The sequence below is a fragment of the Micromonospora sp. NPDC049799 genome (genome assembly GCF_040656655.1).
In the GTDB taxonomy this organism is placed as follows: Bacteria; Actinomycetota; Actinomycetes; order Mycobacteriales; family Micromonosporaceae; genus Micromonospora.
Map to the genome: position 1 here is coordinate 1 of NZ_JBFAMU010000056.1, position 19,158 is coordinate 19,158.

At 71.3% G+C, this 19,158-nt stretch carries 15 protein-coding genes and 1 pseudogene; 2 read left to right on the forward strand and 14 right to left on the reverse strand.

Translation table 11 applies throughout. The features are described 5' to 3' along the window. A partial coding sequence (locus AB0I76_RS07615) for a zf-HC2 domain-containing protein (protein WP_357031253.1) occupies window positions 1–288 on the reverse strand: 288 nt, incomplete at its 3' end. Next, window positions 285–851: a sigma-70 family RNA polymerase sigma factor gene (locus AB0I76_RS07620; protein WP_357031256.1), complete on the reverse strand. Its 567-nt coding sequence runs from the start codon at window positions 849–851 to the stop codon at window positions 285–287. The genes AB0I76_RS07615 and AB0I76_RS07620, both read right to left, overlap by 4 nt. 179 nt (window positions 852–1,030) lie before the next feature. Between AB0I76_RS07620 and AB0I76_RS07625 the strand changes: the two genes are divergently transcribed. Further along, window positions 1,031–3,151, forward strand: coding sequence for a PhoX family phosphatase (locus tag AB0I76_RS07625; RefSeq protein WP_357031259.1), 2,121 nt, complete (start codon window positions 1,031–1,033; stop codon window positions 3,149–3,151). A gap of 105 nt (window positions 3,152–3,256) precedes the next feature. Here the strand turns inward: AB0I76_RS07625 and AB0I76_RS07630 are convergent, their stop codons facing one another. After that, complete coding sequence (locus tag AB0I76_RS07630; protein WP_357031262.1) at window positions 3,257–4,039, reverse strand: IclR family transcriptional regulator C-terminal domain-containing protein; 783 nt, start codon at window positions 4,037–4,039, stop codon at window positions 3,257–3,259. A 154-nt stretch (window positions 4,040–4,193) separates the two neighbouring features. Here AB0I76_RS07630 and AB0I76_RS07635 point away from each other — a divergent pair, with 154 nt between their 5' ends. Continuing rightward, window positions 4,194–5,399, forward strand: coding sequence for an MFS transporter (locus AB0I76_RS07635; RefSeq protein ID WP_357031265.1), 1,206 nt, complete (start codon window positions 4,194–4,196; stop codon window positions 5,397–5,399). Window positions 5,400–5,499: 100 nt separating this feature from the next. On the opposite strand, the gene AB0I76_RS07640 is transcribed toward AB0I76_RS07635, so the two are convergent. From AB0I76_RS07640 to AB0I76_RS07690, 11 genes and pseudogenes are all read right to left on the reverse strand, one after another. Continuing rightward, complete coding sequence (locus tag AB0I76_RS07640) at window positions 5,500–6,585, reverse strand: polyprenyl synthetase family protein (RefSeq protein ID WP_357031269.1); 1,086 nt, start codon at window positions 6,583–6,585, stop codon at window positions 5,500–5,502. A 97-nt stretch (window positions 6,586–6,682) separates the two neighbouring features. Further along, a complete protein-coding gene (nuoN, locus tag AB0I76_RS07645) occupies window positions 6,683–8,236 on the reverse strand; it encodes an NADH-quinone oxidoreductase subunit NuoN (protein WP_357031272.1) in 1,554 nt (517 codons plus the stop codon). Then, a complete protein-coding gene (locus tag AB0I76_RS07650) occupies window positions 8,233–9,768 on the reverse strand; it encodes an NADH-quinone oxidoreductase subunit M (protein WP_357031275.1) in 1,536 nt (511 codons plus the stop codon). The genes nuoN and AB0I76_RS07650 overlap by 4 nt, the downstream gene beginning before the upstream one ends. Window positions 9,769–9,853: 85 nt before the next feature. Continuing rightward, the gene (gene nuoL, locus AB0I76_RS07655; protein WP_357031278.1) at window positions 9,854–11,809 is read right to left on the reverse strand and encodes an NADH-quinone oxidoreductase subunit L; all 1,956 of its coding nucleotides are present in this window, start codon (window positions 11,807–11,809) and stop codon (window positions 9,854–9,856) included. 13 nt (window positions 11,810–11,822) lie between these two features. After that, a complete protein-coding gene (gene nuoK, locus AB0I76_RS07660; RefSeq protein WP_222954162.1) occupies window positions 11,823–12,122 on the reverse strand; it encodes an NADH-quinone oxidoreductase subunit NuoK in 300 nt (99 codons plus the stop codon). Then, complete coding sequence (locus tag AB0I76_RS07665; protein WP_357031281.1) at window positions 12,119–12,889, reverse strand: NADH-quinone oxidoreductase subunit J; 771 nt, start codon at window positions 12,887–12,889, stop codon at window positions 12,119–12,121. Before AB0I76_RS07665 ends, nuoK begins: the two co-directional genes overlap by 4 nt. Further along, the gene (gene nuoI, locus AB0I76_RS07670) at window positions 12,886–13,527 is read right to left on the reverse strand and encodes an NADH-quinone oxidoreductase subunit NuoI (RefSeq protein ID WP_357031284.1); all 642 of its coding nucleotides are present in this window, start codon (window positions 13,525–13,527) and stop codon (window positions 12,886–12,888) included. Before nuoI ends, AB0I76_RS07665 begins: the two co-directional genes overlap by 4 nt. Window position 13,528: 1 nt before the next feature. Then, window positions 13,529–14,875: an NADH-quinone oxidoreductase subunit NuoH gene (nuoH, locus tag AB0I76_RS07675; protein ID WP_357031287.1), complete on the reverse strand. Its 1,347-nt coding sequence runs from the start codon at window positions 14,873–14,875 to the stop codon at window positions 13,529–13,531. Then, window positions 14,872–17,394 (reverse strand): NADH-quinone oxidoreductase subunit G, encoded by a 2,523-nt coding sequence (locus tag AB0I76_RS07680; RefSeq protein WP_357031290.1) that lies wholly within the window; start codon window positions 17,392–17,394, stop codon window positions 14,872–14,874. The genes nuoH and AB0I76_RS07680 overlap by 4 nt, the downstream gene beginning before the upstream one ends. Then, on the reverse strand, window positions 17,394–18,710 hold the full coding sequence (gene nuoF / locus AB0I76_RS07685) for an NADH-quinone oxidoreductase subunit NuoF (protein WP_357031293.1): 1,317 nt from the start codon (window positions 18,708–18,710) through the stop codon (window positions 17,394–17,396). The genes AB0I76_RS07680 and nuoF overlap by 1 nt, the downstream gene beginning before the upstream one ends. Next, window positions 18,707–19,027 (reverse strand): annotated as a pseudogene (locus tag AB0I76_RS07690) (NADH-quinone oxidoreductase subunit NuoE); the annotation flags it as partial. The pseudogene AB0I76_RS07690 and the gene nuoF, both read right to left, overlap by 4 nt. Window positions 19,028–19,158 lie beyond the last annotated feature (131 nt).

A 19,158-nucleotide genomic window follows, 5' to 3' on the forward strand; every position in this document is an offset into this window, starting at 1 on the left:
CGTCTCGTCCGTGCCGCTGAACCGGAACGTCGGGTCCTTCTCGTCGGGCACGGCGGCCAGCAGGTCCGTCTTCGGGTCCGGGCTCTTGGACGGTGGCGCCGGGAGGAACTGCTCCAGACCGGCCGGGTCGAGGCGGCCGAGCAGCCCCGGCAGCACGGCGATCTCGGCGACCGCCTGCCGGCAGTCGGCGCACCCGGCGAGGTGCCGCTCGTAGGCGGCCCGCTCCGCCGGAGCCAGCGCACCCAGCACGTACGCGCCGTCGTCGTGCGCGAACTCGCACCGGGTCATCCCGTCACCCCCATCTCGGCCAGGACCAACCGCAGTGAGCGCAGTGCGTAGTGCGTCCGGGACTTGACCGTCCCCGGCGGCACTCCCAGTCGCGCGGCCGCCTCGGCCACCGACCGTCCTCGGTAGAAGCACTCCACCAGAACTTCACGATGGGTGGGGCTCAGTCGGTTCAACGCCTCGGCGACGGTCCAGGCCTCCACGGCGCGCTCCGTCTCGTCCACGGTCTCCGGTGGCTCCGGCAACTCGTCGGTGAAGACCTCGCCGACCCGGGTGGATCGGCGGCGCCAAGCGTCGATGGCCAGGTTGCGGGCCGTCGTGAACAGCCAGGCGCGGACCGAGCCGCGCCGGGGATCGAGCGACTCCGGGTGCCGCCAGGCGCGCAGGAGGGTTTCCTGCACCAGGTCCTCGGCCCGCTGCCGGTCGCCGTTGACCAGGCGCAGGGCGTGCGCGTACAGCGCCTCCGCGTGCTCGTCGTGCAGGGCGCGGAGCAGTTGGGCGTCGTGGTCGCTGATGACGGTCTCCTCGCAGTCGACGCGAGTCCGGCGGTGCCTTCGCAGGGACATACGTGCGCGGCACCCGCATTGGTTCAGCCCCAGCTCATCGCAGTCGCCCCGGGCGAGTTGTTCATGCCGGGTTCACATCGAGGCCGACGACCGCTCACCGGCCCCTCCTAGCGTCCGGCGGGTACGCACGTCAGTTGCTGACCCGGCGTGCGCCTGACCCCTCCAGGAGGCTCCTCCACATGAGCGACCGTCCTCGGCTGCTCCCGCTGCTGGGCACCACCCGCCACGGCAGCCGTGACGCCATGACCTGTCTCTACCGGTGCGGCAACGCCTGCGACCACCCGGTGCCGAACACCTCCGACAACGCGTACTTCGGAGACGTCGTCAACGCGGAGGTCTCCCGCCGCGGTGTCGTCCGGACCGGCGCGGTCGGCGCACTGGTCCTCGGCTTCAGTGGCGCGGTGGCCGGCGCGCTGGCCGGGGCCGCTCCCGCCGCCGCCGCTCCCGAGGTGCCGGCCGACCTCGACGCCATCGGCTTCGGCCGGCCCGAGAAGGGCGTCGGCAACGGCGCGCTGACCTTCAAGCCGGTCCCGCCGAACACCCTCGACAGCTTCATCGTGCCCAACGGGTACGACCACGCTGTCGTGATCACGTGGGGTGACCCCGTCGAGCCGGGTGCCCCCGAGTTCGACCTGCACGGGCAGACCGCCGCCGCGCAGGCGAAGCAGTTCGGCTACAACAACGACTTCGTCGGGATCATCCCGCTCAACCGGCGTCGCGCGCTGCTCGTGGTCAACCACGAGTACACCAACGAGAACCTGATGTTCCCGGGCTTCACCAGCCAGGACGCCCTCTCGGTCGAGCAGCTGAAGATCGCGATGGCCGCACACGGCATGTCCGTCGTGGAGCTGGAGCGGGTCGGCGGCACCGGCCAGTGGCGACCGGTCGACTCCGGCCGCCGTCCGTACAACCGGCGGGTCACCGCCAACACCACCCGGTTCGAGCTGACCGGCCCGGCCGCCGGCTCGGCCTGGCTGCGGACCGCCGCGGACCCGAAGGGTCGTACGGTCGTCGGCACGCTGAACAACTGCGCCGGTGGCGTCACCCCGTGGGGCACCGTGCTCTCCGGCGAGGAGAACTTCAACCAGTACTTCGTCGGCGGCGACGCCGCGCCGGAGGACGCGAAGCCGAAGCTGGCGCGGTACGGCATCAGCACCACCGCCCGCTACCCGAGCGGCAGCCGGAAGTGGGAGCGTGCCGACGAGCGCTTCGACCTGGCCAGGCACCCGAACGAGGCGAACCGGCACGGCTGGATCGTGGAGATCGACCCGCTGGACCCGGAGAGCCGCCCGCGCAAGCACACCGCGCTCGGCCGGTTCAAGCACGAGGGCGCCAACGTGATCGTCGCGAAGAGCGGCCACGTGGTGGCGTACATGGGTGACGACGAGCGGTTCGACTACCTCTACAAGTTCGTCTCCGACAAGAAGTACATGAAGGGCAACTCCTGGGTCGCCCGCCGGCACAACCTGACCCTGCTGGAGTCCGGCACGCTCTACGTCGCCAAGCTCGGCTTCACCAGCGCCGGCGAGATCGACGGCTCGGGCGCGCTGCCGACCGACGGCGCGTTCGACGGCACCGGCCAGTGGATCAAGCTGGTCAGCGGCAACCGCTCGTACGTCGAGGGCATGACCGCCGCCGACGTGCTCACCTTCACCCGGCTCGCCGGTGACAAGGTCGGCGCGACCAAGATGGACCGTCCGGAGGACGTCGAGCCGAGCCTGCTCACCGGGAAGGTGTACGTGGCGCTGACCAACAACACCGACCGGGGCAAGCCGGGCAAGGCCGCCGCCGACGAGGCCAACCCGCGCAACCTCAACAAGCACGGCCAGGTGCTGGAGCTGGTCGAGCACCGGGGCGACCACACGGCCGACACCTTCACCTGGTCACTGCCGATCGTGGCCGGCGACCCGACGGACGCCTCGACCTACTTCGCCGGGTACGACAAGACGAGGGTCTCCCCGATCTCCTGCCCGGACAACGTCGCCTTCGACGCCACCGGCAACCTCTGGATCTCCACCGACGGCAACGCGCTGGGCAGCAACGACGGCCTCTTCGCCACCGCCGTCGAGGGCCCGGAGCGGGGTCACCTCAAGCAGTTCCTGACCGTGCCGGTCGGCGCGGAGGCCTGCGGTCCGTTCATCACCTCCGACAACCGCTCGGTCTTCGTGGCCGTGCAGCACCCCGGTGAGATCGACGGGGCGTCGGTCGAGAACCCCGCCTCGAACTGGCCCGACGGCGACTACGCCAAGCCGGCCGTCGTGGTCACCTGGCGTCTCGACGGCGGCCCGATCGGCAGCTGATCCCTCCCCGGGTCGGTCCGGCGCTGGACCGACCGGAAGGCCCCTCCCCCGGCCAGGGGGAGGGGCCTTCTCCGTCCACGGGGCAGCCCGTCGGCGTCCCGGCGGTCAGGCGTCCGCGGTGATGCTGTCCGCGATCGACCGGGCGGCGGTGAGCAGTTTCGCCCGGACCACCCGGGCCGACGTCATCATCTCGCCGGCCGGCAACGCGCACGCCAGGACCACCCGGCGCTCCATGTCCTTGTCCGGGCTGACCAGCACGGCGGCACAGGCCACGCCCTGGCGGTACTGACCCAGCTCCAGGTGCATGCCCCGCCGGTCACCGGCGGCCAGGTCCGCCTCGAACGCCTCCGGGGTGGTCAGGGTGGCGGAGGTGAACGGCCGCATGCCGTACTCCCGCAGGTAGCGGAAGCGCTGGTCGGCGGTGAGCGTGGCGAGCAGGGCCTTGCCCAGTGCGGTCGCGTGCGCGGCCTCGTCGAAGCCGGGAACGAGATCCTCCAGGTACGGCGAGCGGGGGCCCTCGGCGACCGCCGTGATCGCCACCTGGCCGCCGACGAACCGGCCCAGGAAGTGGCTGTAGCCCGTGTCCACCGCCGACCGGCGCAGGCACTCGCCGACGGCGGGCGGGCCCCGGAACGCGGTGACGAGCTCTCGGTAGCGGTCCGCCACCTCCAGGCCGACGATGTACGTGCCGTCCTCCCGACGGATCACGTAGCCCTCGTACGCCAGGGTGCGGACCAGGTGGTACGTGGTGGCCACGGTCAGCTCGCAGCGCCGGGCGATCTGCTTGACGGTCAACCCCTTGGGGGCACGACCGACCGACTCGAGCACTCGTAGCGCGCGGGACACGCTCCGGATGAGGTCCGAAGGTTCCGCCAGGGGGTCGCGCACAACCACCTCCGCCGCCGGGGACTTACACCATATGAAATACATGCCTCCGGCGAAATGCCTGTTCGGGTGGAGGATGCCGAATTCTCATCCACGCCTTGTACCGCCACCGACACCCTGGGTTGCCGGCGGAGCCCTCACGTAGGTTTGCCGGACCATGACCGACTCCGCCCTCGCATCCGGCCCCGGCACCGCCCCGGCCCACCCCGTACGCTCCGCGGCCGGCGCCGTGGCCGTCACGATCGCCTGCGTCCTCCCGGTCTTTCTGGTCGGCGGCCTCGCCGTGCAGATGAGTGAGGACCTCGGCTTCTCCCCCGCCGGTCTCGGCCTGGTCGTCTCGGTGTACTTCGGGGTGGGCGCGCTGGCCTCGGTGCCGTCCGGGAAGCTCACCGAGCGCCACGGACCGGCCGTGGTCGCGCGCGCCGGCATCCTGCTCTCCGCCGGCACCATGCTCGCCGTCGCGTCCGTGGCCCGCTCGTACCCGGTGCTGGTCGGGCTGCTCGCCGTCGCCGGCACCGCGAACGCCCTCGGCCAACTTGCCAGCAACGCCGCCCTGGCCCGCCACGTGCCGCTCCACCGGCAGGGGCTGTCCTTCGGGGTGAAGCAGGCCGCGATACCGGTCTCCACGCTCCTGGCGGGCCTGGCGGTGCCCGCGATCGCGTTGACCGCCGGCTGGCGGTGGGCCTTCGTGGCAGCCGCCGTGGTGGCCCTGGCCGCGCTGCCCGCCGTACCGCCGAAGGAAGCCCGTCCCGACCGGAGGGCCGCACCGGCCCGTGGTGGCCGCGCCACCACGGCCCTGGTGGTCGTGGGGGTGGCGGCGACGCTGGCCGCCGCCGCCGCGAACGCCCTCGGGACCTTCGTCGTCGACTCGGCCGTCGACCGCGGCCTGGCTCCCGGCCTGGCCGGCCTCACCCTCACCCTCGGCAGCGCGGTCTGCGTCACCGCACGGGTCGGCGCGGGCTGGCTCGCCGACCGCCGGGCCGGCGGCCACGTGGCGGTCATCGCCGGCATGCTGGTGGTCGGCGCCGCCGGGCTCGCCCTGCTCGCGGTGGCCGGCCCGGTGCCGCTGACGGTGGGTGTCGTGCTCGGCTTCGGCCTGGGCTGGGCCTGGCCCGGCCTGATGAACTTCGCGGTGGTCCGGCTGCACCCGCAGGCACCGGCCGCCGCCACGTCGATCACCCAGACCGGCGTGTACGCGGGCGGCTGCCTCGGCCCGCTGGGCCTCGGCACGGTCGCCAGCCAGGCCGGCTACGAGACGATGTGGGCGGTAGCAGCACTCTCCATGCTGCTGGCGGCCACCCTGATGCTCCTCGGCAGCCGCCTCCTAACCCACCCCCGCCCCCACCCCCACCCATCGCGTTGATCAAGGGGTTTGCGTCATCCACCGGCCGGATCCCGGCGCAAACCCCTTGATCAACGGAAAAGGCGGAGGGCCCGGGGGCGGAGGGGGGAGGGGCGGGGGGTCAGCTGGTGCGGTCGGCGATGTAGTCGCAGAGGGACTCTAGGGCGCGGCGGGCCGGGGCCTCGGGGAGCGGGGCGAGCTGCGAGCGGGCGTCCTCGGCGTAGCTGCGCACGGTCTCCCGGGCGCGCTTGAGCGCCGGGCTCTCCCGCAGCAGGCCGAGGGCCTCCGCGTGCAGGTCGTCGTCGGTGAGCGGGCCGGTGGCCAGGATCTCCCGCAGCCGCACCGACGAGGCGTCGGCGTCGTCCGAGGCCAGCGCGTACAGCACCGGGAGGGTGGGCACGCCCTCCCGCAGGTCGGTGCCGGGCGTCTTGCCGGACTGCACCGACTCGGAGGCGATGTCGAGCAGGTCGTCGGAGAGCTGGAAGGCCACGCCGATCGTCTCGCCGTAGCCGGCGAGCGCCTCGGTGTGCTCCGGCGTCGCACCACCGAACATGCCGCCGAAGCGGGCCGAGGTGGCGATCAGCGAGCCGGTCTTCTCCGCGATCACGGTGAGGTAGTGCGTCACCGGGTCGTCGCCGGCGCGCGGGCCGACGGTCTCGGCGATCTGGCCGTGCACCAGGCGGGCGAAGGTGCGCGCCTGGAGGCGTACGGCCTCGGTGCCCAGGTCCGCCGCGATGTCCGCGGCGCGGGCGAAGAGATAGTCGCCGACCAGGATGGCCACCGAGTTGGTCCAGCGGGAGTTGGCGCTGGGGGCGCCCCGCCGCACGGCGGCCTCGTCCATGACGTCGTCGTGGTAGAGGGTCGCCAGGTGGGTGAGCTCCATCACCACCGCGGCCGGTACGACCTGCGCGCCGGTCGGATCGCCGAACTGGGCGCCCAGCGCCACCAGCAGCGGGCGGAAACGCTTGCCGCCGGCCTCCACGAGGTGCCGGGCGGCCTCGGTGACGAACGGGTCGGCGCTGGACACGCTGGCCCGCAGCTCGTCCTCCACCGAGGCGAGCAGACCCAGCACGGACGCCTCGACGCGCGGGTCGGCGAGATGCAGGCCGAGCGCGCCGAACTGACTCGTGCCCATCCGGTCCCGGCGACCGCCGGAGCCGGTGGCACCTGAACGCTCGCCAGCCGGATTCACCACGTCTTCAACCATGCCACACCCCTCAGACCTGCCCCTCCCCTGGGCGGGGGAAACGGCGCGGGGGCCGGCACGCCCGTGGCGTACCGGCCCCCGCGCGGAGGCGCGTCGGTCATCGGACAAATTCGGCGGCGCCGGTGGCCAGGTCCAGCAGCGGGGCCGGCGCGACGCCGAGAACCAGGGTGGCGATGACGCCGATCATCAGGGCGGCCGAGGTCAGCCCGCCCGGCACGGTCACCGTGGGGGTGGACTCGCCCGGCTCGGAGAGCCACATCATCACGACGACCCGCAGGTACGGGAAGGCCAGCACCATGCTGGTCAGCACGCCGGCGATCACCAGCCACGCCTGCCCGCCGTCGAGCGCCGGACCGAAGACCGCGAACTTGCTGGTGAAACCACTGGTCAGCGGGATGCCGGCGAAGGCGAGCAGGATGAAGGTGAACAGGCCCGCGTAGAACGGCGAGCGGCGACCCAGCCCGGCCCAGCGGGACAGGTGGGTGGCCTCCCCGTCGGCGTCCCGGACCAGCGTCACCACGGCGAATGCGGCGAGCACCGAGAAGCCGTACGCGACCAGGTAGAACATCGTCCCGGAGATGCCCTCGGAGTTCGGCGCGAGCACGCCGACGAGGAGGTAGCCGGCGTTGGCGATCGACGAGTACGCGAGCAGCCGCTTGATGTCGGTCTGGGTGACCGCGAGCACCGCGCCGATCAGCATGGTGAGCACCGCGACCACGCCGAGCACCGGGGTGAAGTCCCAGCGGGCCCCCTCGAAGGCCACGTGGAAGACCCGCAGCAGCGCGCCGAAGGCGGCGACCTTCGTGCAGGCGGCCATGAAGCTGGTGACCGGAGTCGGGGCGCCCTGGTAGACGTCGGGCGTCCAGACATGGAACGGCGCGGCGGCCGCCTTGAACAGCAGGCCGATGGAGAGCATGGCCATGCCGGCGAAGAGCAGCACCGGGCTGGCCGGGGAGTCGGCGACGGCGGCGTTCACGGTGGCGAAGTCGACACCGGCCGGGCGACCCGGGATGCCGGCGGTGAAGCCGTAGACCAGGGCGACACCGAAGAGGAAGAACGCCGAGGCGTACGCGCCGAGCATGAAGTACTTCAGCGCCGCCTCCTGGCTCAGCAGGCGCCGGCGGCGGGCCAGCGCGCAGAGCAGGTAGAGCGGCAGCGAGAAGACCTCCAGCGCGATGAACATGGTCAGCAGGTCGTTCGCCGCCACGAAGATCAGCATGCCGCCGATCGCGAAGGTGGTCAGCGGATAGACCTCGGTGGCGCCGTTCTGCCCCTCGGCCTGCCGCCGGTCCTCGTCGGACTCGGCGGTGACCGCGGCCTGGGCCACGAAGTACCCGCCCCGCTCCACCGTGCGCTCACCTATGAGCAGCAGCGACATCGCGGCGAGCACCAGGATCGCGCCCTGGAGGAAGAGCGCCGGCCCGTCCACGGCGATCGCACCGCCGATGGTGACCAGCCGGTCGTCGGCGTGCAGGACGACCATGGTCAGCGCGGCGAGGACCGCCAGCAGCGCCAGCGACAGCTGGACGACGTGCCGGTGCCGTCGGGGCACGAACGCCTCGACCAGGACGCCGAGCAGCGCGGCGCCCAGCATGATCAACGTCGGCGCGAGTGCCCCGTAGTCGATCGAGGGGAGTTGCAGCTCGTTCACTTCGCCGCCTCCTGGACGGTGCCGCCCGAGGTGGGGGCGGGATCGGTCCGGTCGATGTCCTGCATGGTCGCCTGCACCGCCGGGTTGATCACGTCGGTGACCGGCTTCGGGTAGAAGCCGAGCAGCACGATCAGCGCGATCAGCGGGGCGACCACGACCTTCTCGCGCAGGTTCAGGTCACGCTTCATGCCGTCGATCTCCGTCAGCGCCGGGTTGAGCGTGCCCTGCGTGGTGCGCTGCACCATCCAGAGCACGTACGCCGCCGCCAGGATGATGCCGAGCGTCGCGATCACCGCGACCGGCTTGTTCACCGTGAACGTGCCGATCAGCACCAGGAACTCGGAGACGAACGGTGCCGTGCCGGGCAGCGCCAGCGAGGCGAGACCGGCGAAGAAGAGCACCCCCGCCAGGACCGGCACCAGCTTGCCCGCGCCACCGAAGTCGCTGATCAGCGCCGAGCCCCGGCGGGCGATCAGCATGCCGACCACGAGGAAGAGCAGGCCCGTGGCGAGACCATGGTTGACCATGTAGAGCACGGCCCCGGTGCCCGCCTGGGTGGTGAAGGCGAAGATGCCGACGCCGATGAACCCGAAGTGCGCGATCGAGGTGTACGACACCAGCCGCTTCAGGTCGTTCTGGCCGACCGCGAGCAGCGCGGCGTAGATGATGCCGATCACGCCCAGCGCCAGCGCCCACGGCGCGAACCACTTCGCCGCGTCCGGGAAGAGCGGCAGGCAGTAGCGCAGGATGCCGAAGGTGCCCACCTTGTCCAGCACGCCGACGAGCAGGGCCGCCGCACCGGCGGGCGCCGCGCCACCGGCGTCCGGCAGCCACGTGTGGAACGGGAAGAAGGGCGCCTTGATCGCGAAGGCGAGGAAGAAGCCCAGGAACAGCCAGCGCTCGGTGCCGGTGGTGATGTCCACCTGGGACAGCGCCTGCCAGTCGAACGTCTTCCCGCCGACCACCCAGAGGCCGATCACGGCGGCGAGCATGAACAGACCGCCGACCAGCGAGTAGAGGAAGAACTTCACCGCCGCGTACTGCCGCTGGTGGCCTCCGTAGCTGCCGATGAGGAAGTACATCGGCACGAGCATGACCTCGAAGAACACGTAGAACAGGAACACGTCGGCGGCGGCGAAGACGCCGATCATCGTGCACTCGAGGACGAGCAGCAGCGCGAAGTAGACCGGCACCGACCGCTTCGAGGCGTCCGCGTCGTGCCAGGACGCCAGGATCACCAGCGGTACCAGCACCGCGATCAGCATCAGCATCACCAGTGCGATGCCGTCGGCGGCGAAGGTGAAGTTGACGCCCCAGTTCGGGATCCACGGGTAGGACTCGCGGAACTGGAACCGCTCACCACCGGTCTGCCAGGTCACCCACATGACCACCGACAGCACCAGCACCAGCAGCGACCAGCCGAGCGCCACCTGCTTGGCCAGCTCCGGCCGGCTCCGCGGCAGGAAGGCCACCACCAGGGCACCGACCAGCGGCGCCACGGTGAGCACCGAGAGGAACGGGAAGTCGGACATTATGCGGCCTTACCTCCGTCGTCACTGCGCGGTCCGCCGACGACGGCCGCCTGGGAGATGGTTCCCGACCAGCTCTGAAGGTCGATCACGCGAGCCACCCCGCCTCGACGGCCAGGAACGCCGCCACCACCAGCAGCGCGCCGGCCAGGATCGAGGTGGCGTACGACCGGACGAAGCCGGTCTGCAGCCGCCGGAGCCGGCCCGAACCACCGCCGACACCGGCCGCCAAGCCGTTGACCAGCCCGTCCACGCCACGGTTGTCGAGGTAGACCAGCGCCCGGGTGAGGAAGATGCCCGGCTTCTCGAAGACCGCCTCGTTGACGGCGTCGGTGTAGAGGTTGCGTCGGGCGGCGGTGACCAGGATCCCGGCCGGCTGCGGCGCGGTCGCCGTGCCGGCCCGGAACAGGAACCACGCCAGCCCGGCGCCGACCACGGTGACCAGCAGCGAGAGCGCGGTGATCACGGCGTGCGAGAGGACCGCCTCGTGCGGCTCCTCCTGCGCGCCCAACCCGGCGGTCGCCTCCAGCCAGTCGGGCACGGAGGTGGACAGGAGGAAGCCGGCGCCGACCGACCCGATCGCCAGCAGGATCAGCGGGATCGTCATCAGCTTCGGCGACTCGTGCGGGTGCTCGATGTCCTCGGTCCACCGCTTCGGGCCGTGGAAGGTGAGGACGAAGAGCCGGGTCATGTAGAAGGCGGTCAGCCCGGCACCGAGCAGCGCGGCGCCGCCGAAGAGCCAGGCCGTCCAGTCGTCCCGCTCGAAGGCGGCCACGATGATCGGCTCCTTGGAGAAGAAGCCGGAGAACGGGAACATGCCGATGATGGCCAGCCAGCCCATCATGAAGGTGATCCAGGTGATCTTCATGTGCTTCGACAGCCCGCCGAAGCGCCGGATGTCCACCTGGTCCTTCATGCCGTGCATGACCGAACCGGCACCGAGGAACATGTTGGCCTTGAAGAAGCCGTGCGCCAGCAGGTGCACGATCGCCAGCGCGTACGCCGCGCCGCCCAGGCCGACACCGAGGAACATGTAGCCGATCTGGCTGACGGTCGACCAGGCCAGCACCCGCTTGATGTCGTCCTTCGCGGCACCGATGATGCAGCCGATCAGCAGCGTCAGCGCGCCGACGCTCACCACGACGAGCTGGAGCGTCGAATTTGCCGAGAAGATCGGGTTCGACCGGGCGATCAGGTAGACGCCGGCGGTGACCATCGTCGCCGCGTGGATGAGCGCCGACACGGGGGTCGGGCCCTCCATCGCGTCCGGAAGCCACGCCTGGAGCGGGAACTGGCCGGACTTGCCGGTCGCGCCGAGCAGCAGGAGCAGGCCGAGCACCAGCACCGTGGTGGCGGTCAGCGAGCCGACCCCGGTGAAGACCTCGTCGTACTGCGTGGTGCCCAGGGTGGCGAACATGATGAAGATGCCGATGGCCAGACCGGCGTCGCCGACCCGGTTCATCAGGAACGCCTTCTTGCCGGCCGTCGCGGCGCTCGGCCGCTCGTACCAGAAGGAGATCAGCAGGTACGACGCCAGACCGACGCCCTCCCAGCCGAAGTAGAGCATCACGTAGTTGTTGCCGAGCACCAGCAGGAGCATCGCGGCGACGAACAGGTTGAAGTACGCGAAGAACCGACGCCGGCCGGCGTCGTGCGCCATGTACTCCACCGCGTACAGGTGGATGAGGAAACCCACCCCGGTGATCAGCAGGACGAAGACACCGGCCAGCGGGTCGAAGAGCAGACCGAAGTCCACCCGCAGCTCGCCGACGGTGATGAAGTCCCAGAGGCTCAGCTCGACGGACTTGTTCTCCAGGCCGCGAAGCTGGAGGAAGTAGGTCAGGCCCAGCAGGAACGCGGCGCCGATGGCGCCCACGCCGAGCCAGTGGCCCCAGCGGTCGGCACGCCGGCCGAGCAGCAGCAGGATCGCGGCGCTCACCAGTGGAATCGCTACCAGCAGCCAGACGCTGCCGAGCAGTCCGTCCGCCGTGGCGTACGTGACGGTGCCCACCGGTTCGACCGGAGCGTTCGCCAGAATCTCCATCACCGCAGGCCCCTCAGTACTTCAGCAGGTTGGCGTCGTCGACGCTCGCGGAGCGCCGGGTCCGGAAGATCGACATGATGATGGCGAGCCCGACCACGACCTCGGCCGCCGCCACCACCATCACGAAGAACGCCATGATCTGGCCGTTGAGGTCACCGTTGATCCGGCTGAAGGTGACCAGCGTCAGGTTGGCGGCGTTGAGCATCAGCTCGACGCACATGAAGAGCACGATCGCGTTGCGCCGGATGAGCACCCCGGCGGCGCCGATGGTGAACAGCACCGCGGCGAGGACGAGGTAGTAGTCGGGTGTCACTTGTCCGTCCCCTTCAGCGAAGTCTCCTGCGCGGAGAGCTCGCGTACCGGCAGGATGTCCGGCGTGCTCCGGTCGGTCAGCCGGCCGTCGGGCAGGCGGGCCGGGGTGGCCACCGAGGAGGACGTGGCGAACACACCCGGGCCGGGCTTCGGGCCGGGGTAGTTGCCGGGGGCGAACCGCGCCTTCATCGTGGCGATCTGGTCCATCCGGTCCTCCTTGCGCCGCTCCACGTGCGCCAGGACCATCGCGCCGACCGCCGCGGTGATGAGCAGCGCCGAGGTCAGCTCGAAGGCGAAGACGTACTTGGTGAAGAGCAGCCGGGCGATGCCCTGCACGTTGCCCTCGGCGTTGGCCTGTTCCAGGCCCACCGCGGTGGTGCCGTCCAGCGCGCGCCACAGGCCCCCGCCGACCAGACCGGCGAAGCCGAGCCCCAGCGCGATCGCCGCGACCCGCTGACCCCGCAGGGTCTCGATCAGCGAGTCGGAGGCGTCCCGACCGACCAGCATCAGCACGAACAGGAACAGCATCATGATGGCGCCGGTGTAGACGATGATCTGCACCATGCCGATGAACGGCCCGGCCTGGAGGACGTAGAACACGCCCAGGCAGAGCATGGTGAGCACCAGCCACAGGGCCGAGTGCACCGCGTTGCGGGCGGCGACCATGCCGATCGCGCCGAGCAGCGCCAGCGGGGCGAGGATCCAGAAGGTGACCTGCTCACCGCCGGACACCTCGCCCGCCGCGGCGAGCACCGTCTGCGTTGTCATGCGTCGTCTCCCTTGGCGGCGGCGGCCCGCTGGGCGTGCTGCTCGGCACCGGGGAAGGTCACCCCGGGGTGCTCCTCGACCTGGTAGCGGCCGGGGCCCATCGGGGAGCGTTCCGCGCCGGCCGAGGTGCCCGGGTTGGTCAGCGAACCGACGTAGTAGTCCTTCTCGCTCTCGCCGAGGCGCATCGGGTGCGGCGGCTGCTCCATCCCGGGCAGCAGCGGCGCGAGCAGCTGCTCCTTGGTGAAGATCAGGTCCTGCCGGTTGTCCCGGGCCAGCTCGTACTCGTTGCTCATGGTCAGCGAGCGGGTGGGGCAGGCCTCGATGCAGAGGCCGCAGAAGATGCAGCGGGCGTAGTTGATCTGGTAGACGCTGGCGTACCGCTCACCCGGGGAGAAGCGCTGCTCCTCGGTGTTGTCGCCACCCTCCACGTAGATCGCGTCCGCCGGGCAGGCCCAGGCGCACAGCTCGCAGCCGATGCACTTCTCCAGCCCGTCCGGGTGCCGGTTGAGGATGTGCCGCCCGTGGTAGCGCGGCGCCGAGACCGGCGGCTTGAACGGGTAGTCGGTGGTGACGACCTTCTTGAACATGTGCGAGAAGGTGACACCGAAGCCCTTGAACGTTCCGGTGATCGCGCCCACGTCACACCTCCTGAGAGTCCGGGCCGGCGGCGACGTTGGCCGGCTCCCGCTCGGCGACCACGCGCCGGGTGCGCGGGCTCGGGGGTACCTGCAGGTCCATCGGCGGCAGCGGGAAGCTGCCGGGTGGCCGGTTGTCGACCTGTTCCTGGACCGTCGGCTGCACCGTCGGCTTCCGGCTCGGCCAGAAGAGCGTGGCCAGCAGCAGGATGCCGGCCGGGATGCCGACCGCGATCACCTTGCCGCGGGTGTCCCAGTCCTCGATCGAGCGCAGGCCACCGAGGACCAGGAGCCAGACGAGGTTGATCGGGAGCAGGACCCGCCAGCCCAGGCGCATGAACTGGTCGTAGCGCAGCCGGGGCAGCGTGCCCCGCAGCCACACGAAGACGAACACCAGCAGGACGACCTTGCCGAAGAACCACAGCAGCGGCCACCAGCCGGAGTTGGCGCCCTCCCAGAGGGTGATCGGCCAGGGCGCCCGCCAGCCGCCGAGGAACAGCGTCACGGTGAAGGCCGACATGGTGACCATCGCGACGTACTCGGAGAGCATGATGAGCGCGAACTTCAGCGAGCTGTACTCGGTCATGAAGCCGGCCACCAGCTCCGACTCCGCCTCCGGCAGGTCGAACGGCGCCCGGTTGGTCTCGCCGACGATCGAGATGAAGAAGATGACGAAGCTCGGGAAGAGCAGGATCGCGTACCAGCCGGGGGCCGGGATGTCGGCGCCGAACACGCTCAGCTGGTTGCCGCTGCCCTGCGCGGCGACGATGCCGCTGGTGGACATCGTGCCAGCGGACATGAAGACCGCGACGACGGAGAGGCCGAGCGCGATCTCGTAGGAGATCAGCTGGGCGCTGGACCGCAGACCACCGAGCAGCGGGTACGTCGAGCCGGACGCCCAGCCGGCCAGCACCACGCCGTAGACGGCCATCGACGAGCACGCCAGCACCAGCAGCACCGCGACCGGCACGTCGGTGACCTGCAACGGCGTCTGGTGGCCGAAGATGCTGACCATCGGGCCGAACGGGATCACCGAGAGCGCGGTGACCGCGCACACCACCGAGATGACCGGCGCGAAGAAGTAGACGATCTTGTCCGCCGACTTCGGCAGGATGTCCTCCTTGAAGGCCATCTTCAAGCCGTCGGCGAGGGTCTGCAGCAGGCCGAACGGGCCGACCTGGTTGGGGCCCGGCCGCACCGCCATCCGACCGACGACCCGCCGCTCGAACCAGACGCCGAGCAGGGTGGCGAGCAGGCCGAACGCGAAGGCGAAGACGATCTTGCCGAGGACCAGCCACCACGGGTCCCGGCCGAAGTCGGCCAGGGTCGGGTCCTGTGCGAGGAAGGTCATGCGACACCCCCGGAGTTGAGGAGCGGACCGGGACGGCCGGCCGCGTCCGCCGCGACCGGCTCGGTCGCGTCGGCCTGGTGGGGAAGGTCGGCCGCCACCGTGGAGGCCGAGACCCGGACGACCGCGCCGGCCGGCACGCCGAGGCTGCGCCGGACGGTCGAGCCGGGCGAGTTGGTCGGCAGCCAGACGACCCCGTCGGGCATCTCGGTGACCGCCGCCGGCAGGGTGACCCCGCCGCGGTCGGTCCCGACCGTGACCGGGTCGCCGTCGGCGACGCCGAGCGCCTCCGCCGTGCCCTTGCCCAGCCGGACCACCGGCGGGCGGGCGGTGCCGGCGAGGTGCTCGTCGCCGTCGATCAGGCTGCCCAGGTCGACCAGCTGGTGCCAGGTCGCGAGCACGGCCTCACCGGCACCCGGGTGCGGCACCGGGCCCGGCTCCACCGACGGCGGGGCCGGGCGGTCGGTGCGGGTCCGGGGCAGGGCGCCCAGCTCACGCCGGATGCTCGGCACGTCACCGGTGCCGAGCCGCACGTCGAGCTGCGCGGCGAGCGCGTCCAGGATCCGGGCGTCGGTCATCGCGGCGGTGTTCAGCACCGCCTCGAAGGTGCGCAGGCGGCCCTCCCAGTCCAGGAAGCTGCCGGCCTTCTCGACCACCGGGGCGACCGGGAAGACCACGTTCGCCCGCCGGGCCACGGCGCTGTTGCGCAGTTCCAGGCTGACCAGGAACGGCACCGCGTCCAGGGCGGCCTCGGCCAGCCTCGGGTCGGCCAGGTCGGCCGGGTCGACCCCGGCCACCACCAGCGCGCCCAACTGGCCGTTCGCCGCCGCGGTGAGGATGCCGTCGGTGTCCCGGCCCGCCTGGCTCGGGATGACCCCGGCCGGGATGTCCCACGCCTCGCCCAGCTCGGCCCGGCCGGCCGGCTCGGTCACCAGGCGTCCGCCGGGCAGCAGGTTGGGCAGGCAGCCGACGTCGACCGCGCCGCGGTCACCCGCCCGCCGCGGCACCCAGGCCAGCTTCGCACCGGTACGCCGGGCGACCGCCGCCGCCGCGGAGAGCCCGCCCGGTACGCCACCCAGCCGCTCGCCGACGATCAGGATCGCGCCCGGCTGGCCCAGCGCCTCGGCGACCGTCGCGTGCTCGGCGAGCACGCTGGCTTCCTCGCCCGGCACCACCCGGGCCAGCTTGGCGCCGAGCTTCTCCAGGCCACGCGTGGCGAACGGCGCGATCGCGTACACCGTCAGGGTCTTCTTCAGGTACGCCTTGCGCAGCCGCAGGAAGAGGATGGGGCACTCCTCCTCCGGCTCCAGGCCGACCAGTACCACGGCGGGAGCGTTCTCCACGTCGGCGTAGGTCACGTCGGTGGTCCCGGCGACGCTGCTGGCCAGGAAGTCGGCCTCCTCGCGGGAGACCGGGCGGGCGCGGAAGTCGATGTCGTTGGTGTGCAGGGCGACCCGCGCGAACTTGCCGTACGCGTAGGCGTCCTCGACGGTCAGCCGGCCGCCGGTGAGCACCGCCGTGCCCTGCCCGCCGTCCCGGGCCGCACGCAGCCCGTCGGCGGCGACGCTGAGCGCCTCGCTCCAGGAGGCCTCGCGCAGTTCACCGGTGCGCTCGTCACGGACCAGCGGGGTGGTGAGCCGGTCGAAGGCGCGGGTGTACTGGAAAGCCCACCGGCCCTTGTCGCAGTTCCACTCCTCGTTGACCGCCGGGTCATCGCCGGCCAGCCGGCGCATGACCTTGCCGCGCCGCCAGTCGGTGCGCTGCGCGCAACCGGCCGAGCAGTGCTCGCACACGCTGGGGCTGGAGACCAGGTCGAACGGGCGGGCCCGGAACCGGTACTGGGCCCCGGTCAGGGCACCCACCGGGCAGATCTGCACGGTGTTGCCGGAGAAGTACGAGTTGAACGGCACGTCACCGGAGTCGCCCTCCTCCCCGTACGCCTCGTCCCGGTAGATGTTGATCTCCTCGGCGGACGACCGGCCCATCAGGTCGATGAACTTGTCGCCGGCGATCTCCTCGGAGAACCGGGTGCAGCGCTGGCAGAGCACGCAGCGCTCGCGGTCGAGCAGCACCTGGGTGCTGATCGGCAGCGGCTTCGGGTACTCCCGCTTGTGCTCGTGGAACCGCGAGTCGGTGCGGCCCGTGGACATCGCCTGGTTCTGCAGCGGGCACTCGCCGCCCTTGTCGCACATCGGGCAGTCGAGCGGGTGGTTCATCAGCAGCAGCTCCATGACCCCCTCCTGCGCCTTCTTGGCGACCGGGGAGGTGAGCTGGGTGCGGACCACCATGCCGTCGGCGACCGTCTGGGTGCAGGAGGCGACGGGCTTGCGCTGCCCCTCCACCTCGACCAGGCACTGCCGGCACGCGCCGGCCGGGGCCAGCAGCGGGTGGTCGCAGAACCGGGGGATCTCGGTGCCCATCTGCTCGGCGACCCGGATCAGCAGCGTCCCCTTCGGGGCGGTGACCTCGACGCCGTCGATGGTGAGCGTGACCGTCTCGGTCTGCTTGACTACGTCCGTCATCAGTGGGCTCCAACCAGCTGCTTGTCGGAGAGCTTCGGCGCGGTACGACCCTCGATGTAGTCGAGGTAGTCCTGCTTGAAGTACTTCAGCGACGAGGTCACCGAGCTGGTAGCGCCGTCACCCAGGCCGCAGAACGAGCGGCCGAGGATGTTGTCGCAGGTGTCGAGCAGGGTGTCCAGGTCCTCGTGGGTGCCCTGGCCGGCGAGGATCCGCCGGTAGACCCGGACCATCCAGTAGTTGCCCTCGCGGCACGGGGTGCACTTGCCGCACGACTCGTGGTGGTAGAACTCCAGCCACCGGTACGTCGCGTACACCGGGCAGTCCTGGTCCGAGAAGATCTGCGTGGCCGTCGTGCCGAGGATGGAGCCGGCGGCGGCCACCCCCTCGAAGTCCAGCGGCACGTCGAGGTGCTCGGCGGTCAGCAGCGGCGTCGACGAGCCGCCCGGAGTCCAGAACCGCAGGTTGTGGCCCGGCCGCATCCCGCCGGCCAGCTCCAGCAGCTCCCGAAGCGTCACGCCCATCGTGCACTCGTACTGCCCCGGGTTGGCGACCCGGCCGGACAGCGAGTAGATCATCGGCCCGGAGGACTTCTCCGTGCCCATGGTCTTCCACCAGTCCGCACCGCCCAGCACGATGTACGGCACGCTGGCGATGGTGCCGACGTTGTTCACCACGGTCGGGCTCGCGTACAGGCCGTGGGTCGCCGGGAACGGCGGGCGCAGCCGGGGCTGACCCCGGAAGCCCTCCAGTGAGTCCAGCAGCGCGGTCTCCTCACCGCAGATGTACGCCCCGGCACCCGAGTGCACCACCAGCTCCAGGTCGAAGCCGCTGCGCATGATGTTCTTCCCGAGGTAGCCCTTGGCGTACGCCTCCTGCACGGCGTTGCGCAGCCGTCGGGCGGCGTGCACCGCCTCGCCCCGGATGTAGATGTAGGCCCGGTTGGCGCGGATCGCGTACGACGCGATGATCACGCCCTCGACCAGTGAGTGCGGGTCGTGGGTCATCAGCGGCAGGTCCTTGCAGGTGCCCGGCTCGCCCTCGTCGGCGTTGACCACGAGGTAGTGCGGCTTGCCGTCGCCCTGCGGGATGAAGCCCCACTTGAGACCCGTGGGGAAGCCGGCGCCGCCCCGGCCGCGCAGGCCGGAGTCCTTGACCAGCTGGATCAGGTCGTCCGGGTGGGCCTTCAGCGCCTTGCGCAGCGCCGCGTACCCGTCGAGCTTCTCGTAGGTGCCGATCCGCCAGGCGTCCGGCGAGAGCCAGCGCTTGGTCAGCACCGGGGTGAGCTTGGCCAGCGTCTCCGGCCGAGGAGCGGTCACTTCTGGACCCCCGTTTCGCTCGCGACGGCGGAGCCCGGGCCATCGGTGCCCGTCCCTGCCTCCGCTTCCTTCAGGTTGCGCTCCTGCGCCGCGGCCTCGTCGCCGGCGGGCTTGCCGTCACCGGCCGGCGCGTTGGCGGCGACACCGGCGGCCTCGGCCTCCTGCGCGTCCCGGGGGGCCGGGGCGGTGCTGTCGGTCGGGACCTTGGTGCCGGGGGCGTCCGGGACGGCGGTGTGCGCGTCCGGCTGCCGCGTCTCGGCGGCCCGGATCTCCGGCGACTTGTCGTCGGGGGCCTTCACGTCCGGGGCGGTGCTGCCGGCGTCGGCGAGCCGGCTCCCGCCGCCGCGGCCACCCGTTCGAGGGCAACTCGGTGATCCACACCAGGAGGTACTGGTACTTCTGGTCGGCGTTGAAGCCGTCGAAGTTCATCGTGGTGCCCTTGTGAGCC